Here is a 3,502-nt window from a genome sequence, read left to right as displayed (position 1 = left end):
GCGCGCGCGACCGCGGCCGCCACGGCGTCGGCGCGCCGCTTCGAGAGTTCGAGATTCGCGGCCGGATCGCCGGCCGCGTCGGCCAGTCCCAGCACGGTCACCGAGTCGACCTGGCAGGGCCGCGCGGTCCGCGCCGCGGCGGCGATCACGCGCCGGCCTTCGGGCGTCAGCTCGGCCACGTTCGGCTCGAAGTACACCGGGACGTTCATGTCGCGGCAGACGGCCGCGGTCTTCTCGATCCGGCCGCGGCCGGCCTCCATCGTCTGGCACGCGCCGAGCGCCGCGCCCGCGACAACCACGCTCGCCACCACGACCGACCTGCGCATCACGCCCCTCCTGCTTTCACGGCGAAAGGGCGGCCGGAGGGGTTCCGGCCGCCCGTTCTCCAGTCGTTGAAGCCCGCCTTCGCGTCACCGCGGCGAGCCGTTCTCCCAGTAGTACCGGCCGGACGACGGGTCGTAGTAGTAATAGCGGCCGGCGCGCTCGTCGTAGTACTGGCGGCGGTTCGGCGAGGATGCGCCGCAGCCGCCTTCGTCGCGGCAGCCCTTCACGGCGCCCACGGTGCCGCCCACGGCCGCGCCGACCGCGGCGCCCGTGCCGACGCCCACGTCGCCCGAGATGGCGCCGATCGCCGCGCCGCCGAGCGCGCCGAGGGCTGCGCCGCCGAGGGCGCTACGTTCCGTGTGACCGGTGCTGGTGCAGGCCGCGGCCAGAAGACCGGCTCCGGCGATCGCGATAACAGGCTTAAGCATGCCGATAGCTCTCCTTTGGGGTGTCCCCTGGCGGCAAAAACGCAACGCCACCTGAGCAGTTCCCAAGCGGAACCAAGGCCGCGCCCCTCCGTTGCATCGCGGGAACACCTGCAGCGGAGACGAACCGTGACCTCCTACAGCGACCGCGACGACGAGCGCAGCGACCTGCGCCAGGCCTACGAGATGGGCCGCCGCGACGCCCGGCGCAGCCGCCGTCGCCATCCCGTGATCATGACCCTCCTCGTGCTGGCCGCCGCCGTCGGGCTGATCGTCCTGGCTCTCGCGGCGGTGAACGGCTCGTTCAGCACCGCCGGGACGGTGGTCGACCAGAACCTCGCCACGGCCGCGGACCAGGCCGCGCCGGCCGTCTCCAACGCCGCCCAGAGCGCGGGCGACGCCGTCAGGAATGCGGCGAACGGCAAGGCCGGCGACGACGTCGCGCCGAACTGAGGCTAAGCCCGGGGGCATGACGACGAAAAAGAGCGGACCGCGCCGCGACAGGATCGAGGTGGTGGCCAATGTGGCGTCCGGCAGCGTCGGACCGGATGCGCCGGCGGAACTCGAGAAGATCTTCGCCGAGTTCGGCCTCGATCCGCACATCTGCACGCCGAAGACGGGCGAGCTGGGCGACTGCCTGAAGGCCAGCCTGGATTCCGGTCCGGACCTGCTGGTCGTGCTGGCGGGCGACGGCACCATCCGGCGCGCCGCCGAACTCGCCGGGCCGAACGGGCCGCCGATCGCGCCGCTGCCGGGCGGGACCATGAACATGCTCCCCTTCGCCGTCTATGGCCGCCGGCCCTGGCAGGAGGTGCTGCGCGACGTGCTCGGGAACGGGGAGGAGCGCGACCTCGGCGGGGGCTGCATCGACGGCCATCGCTTCCTCTGCGGCGCCATCCTGGGCTCGCCGGCGCGCCTGGGCGCCGCGCGCGAGGCGGCGCGGGCGGGCAAGCTCGTCGAGGCGGCCGGGAAGGCCCGCGAGGCCCTGCAACGCGCCTTCACCGGCCGGCTGCGCTACAGCCTGGACAACGGCGGACGCGAGAAGGCCGAGGCCCTGGTCCTGATGTGCCCCATCGCCTCGAAGGTGATGGACGACGAGGCCGCCGCGTTCGAGGCGGCGGCGCTCAACCCGACCGGCGCGGCCGAGGTGCTGCGCCTGGGCGTCAACGCCATCGTGCGCGACTGGCGGGTGGATCCGGCGGTCGAGAACCGCGCCTGCCGCAAGGCCAGCATCTGGTCGGCGCGGAAGATCCCCGCGCTGCTGGACGGCGAGAGCGTCAGCCTGCCGACCCACGTCGAAGTCGCCTACGACCCGAAGGTCTGCCGGGTGCTGGCGACGCCCGGGGACGTTTCGTGACGTTGCGGCTGGCCCACCTCTCCGACATCCATTTCGGCGGCGAGAACCAGGCCGCCGTGGCGGCGGCGGGCGAGCGCCTGCGCACGGGCGGCTTCGACCTGACCGTGATCTCGGGCGACCTGACCCGCTACGCCGAGGTCTCCGAGTTCGAGGCGGCGGCGGCCTGGCTCAGGGACGTGCCCGAGCCGAGGCTCGTCACGCCGGGAAACCACGACGCGCCCTACCTGGCGTGGGCCGAGCGCATCTTCGCCCCGTTCCGCCGCTACGAGCGGCTGGTGGGGCCCGCCCCCTGGCAGAGCTGGCGCGCGGGCGGCGTGGCGGTGCGCGGCATCAATACCGCCCGCGGCGCGCAACCCCGCCTGAACTGGTCGAAGGGGCAGATCTCGGTGCGTCAGGCGCGGGCGGCCGCAGAGTGGTTCGAGCCCGGCGACGGGCTGCGCATCGTCGTGGTGCATCATCCCCTGATCGAGATGATCGGCGGCCCGATGACCGCGCGGGTCTGGGGGGGCGAGAAGGCCGCGGGGCTGTTCTGCGAGGCCAGGGTGGACCTGGTGCTGTCGGGGCACATCCACGCGCCCTTCGCCTGGCCCTATCCGCACGGCGACCAGCGCACCTATGCGGTGGGCGCCGGGACGCTGTCTGTGCGCGAGCGGGGCGTGCCCCCCGGCTACAACGAGGTCGAGGTCGAGGACGGCTGCATCCGCGTGACCGCCCTCGCCTGGACGGGCTCGAAGTACGAGCCCTATCGGACCTGGGCGCTGGATCGGCGCGCCCAGGACTGAGGTCGTCAGCCGTCAGAGCGGCCCGCCGACGCCGCGGCCACGCACCAGGTGCATGACCAGGGACACCACGAACAGGACCAGGAAGACGAAGAACAGGATCTTGGCGATCCCCATCGCCGCGCCGGCCACCGAAGTGAAGCCCAGCACGCCGGCGATCAGGGCGACCACCAGGAAGGTCAGAGCCCAACCGAGCATGTCGTTTCTCCTCTACAGGCCGTCTGTTCGGCCTGTGGCGAAGGCAACGCTTGCGGAGGAAGCCCGTTCCGCCGCCCGGCCCGCCGGAGGAGCCTACCTGTCGGGCTTGCTGGCGCTGCCGGCCATGAAGGCGCTGACGACGGCGGTGACGACGGCCGGGTTGCGCACCAGCACGAAGGTGGCCGCGGCCGCCGCGCCCAGGGCCATGATCGGGCGCTCCTTGGCCATCACGATCAGCCGGTCGACCAGCGTGGCGTCATCCTGCGGCGGGCCGGGCGGCTTCTTCGGCGGCGTGACCGGCCGCGCCGCGACGACCGCCACCACGACGGCCACCAGGGCGAAGACCCCCGCGACGACCGCCGCCGCCCCGGCCGCGGTCAGCCAGGTCAGCGCCAGCGCGTAGACGGCATAGGACGCGG

Annotated in this window: 7 protein-coding genes; 3 read left to right on the top strand and 4 right to left on the bottom strand. The window is 73.2% G+C overall.

The features are described from left to right. Together JNL41_RS11615 and JNL41_RS11610 are read right to left on the bottom strand one after the other, a co-directional pair. A partial coding sequence (locus JNL41_RS11615) for an OmpA family protein (RefSeq protein ID WP_293475081.1) occupies window positions 1-326 on the bottom strand: 326 nt, incomplete at its 3' end. 84 nt (window positions 327-410) lie between these two features. Continuing rightward, window positions 411-752 carry a YMGG-like glycine zipper-containing protein gene (locus JNL41_RS11610; RefSeq protein ID WP_293475079.1) on the bottom strand — a complete coding sequence of 114 codons (342 nt, stop codon included), beginning with the start codon at window positions 750-752 and terminating at the stop codon, window positions 411-413. A gap of 126 nt (window positions 753-878) precedes the next feature. On the opposite strand from JNL41_RS11610, the gene JNL41_RS11605 reads away from it, so the two are divergent. The 3 genes from JNL41_RS11605 to JNL41_RS11595 are packed head-to-tail and all read left to right on the top strand — an operon-like array spanning window position 879 to window position 2,888. Further along, on the top strand, window positions 879-1,202 hold the full coding sequence (locus JNL41_RS11605; protein ID WP_293475077.1) for a hypothetical protein: 324 nt from the start codon (window positions 879-881) through the stop codon (window positions 1,200-1,202). A 16-nt stretch (window positions 1,203-1,218) separates the two neighbouring features. Continuing rightward, window positions 1,219-2,106: a diacylglycerol kinase family protein gene (locus JNL41_RS11600; RefSeq protein ID WP_293475076.1), complete on the top strand. Its 888-nt coding sequence runs from the start codon at window positions 1,219-1,221 to the stop codon at window positions 2,104-2,106. After that, the gene (locus tag JNL41_RS11595) at window positions 2,103-2,888 is read left to right on the top strand and encodes a metallophosphoesterase (RefSeq protein WP_365698152.1); all 786 of its coding nucleotides are present in this window, start codon (window positions 2,103-2,105) and stop codon (window positions 2,886-2,888) included. Before JNL41_RS11600 ends, JNL41_RS11595 begins: the two co-directional genes overlap by 4 nt. Window positions 2,889-2,900: 12 nt before the next feature. Here the strand turns inward: JNL41_RS11595 and JNL41_RS11590 are convergent, their stop codons facing one another. Both JNL41_RS11590 and JNL41_RS11585 read right to left on the bottom strand, forming a co-directional pair. Continuing rightward, window positions 2,901-3,083, bottom strand: coding sequence for a DUF1328 domain-containing protein (locus JNL41_RS11590; protein ID WP_293475074.1), 183 nt, complete (start codon window positions 3,081-3,083; stop codon window positions 2,901-2,903). 93 nt (window positions 3,084-3,176) lie between these two features. Beyond that, on the bottom strand, window positions 3,177-3,502 hold a 326-nt coding region (locus tag JNL41_RS11585), incomplete at its 5' end, for a hypothetical protein (protein ID WP_293475072.1).

This window comes from Phenylobacterium sp., assembly GCF_016793285.1.
Lineage (GTDB): Bacteria > Pseudomonadota > Alphaproteobacteria > Caulobacterales > Caulobacteraceae > Phenylobacterium.
This window is presented reverse-complemented; position numbering and strand designations above follow the sequence as displayed.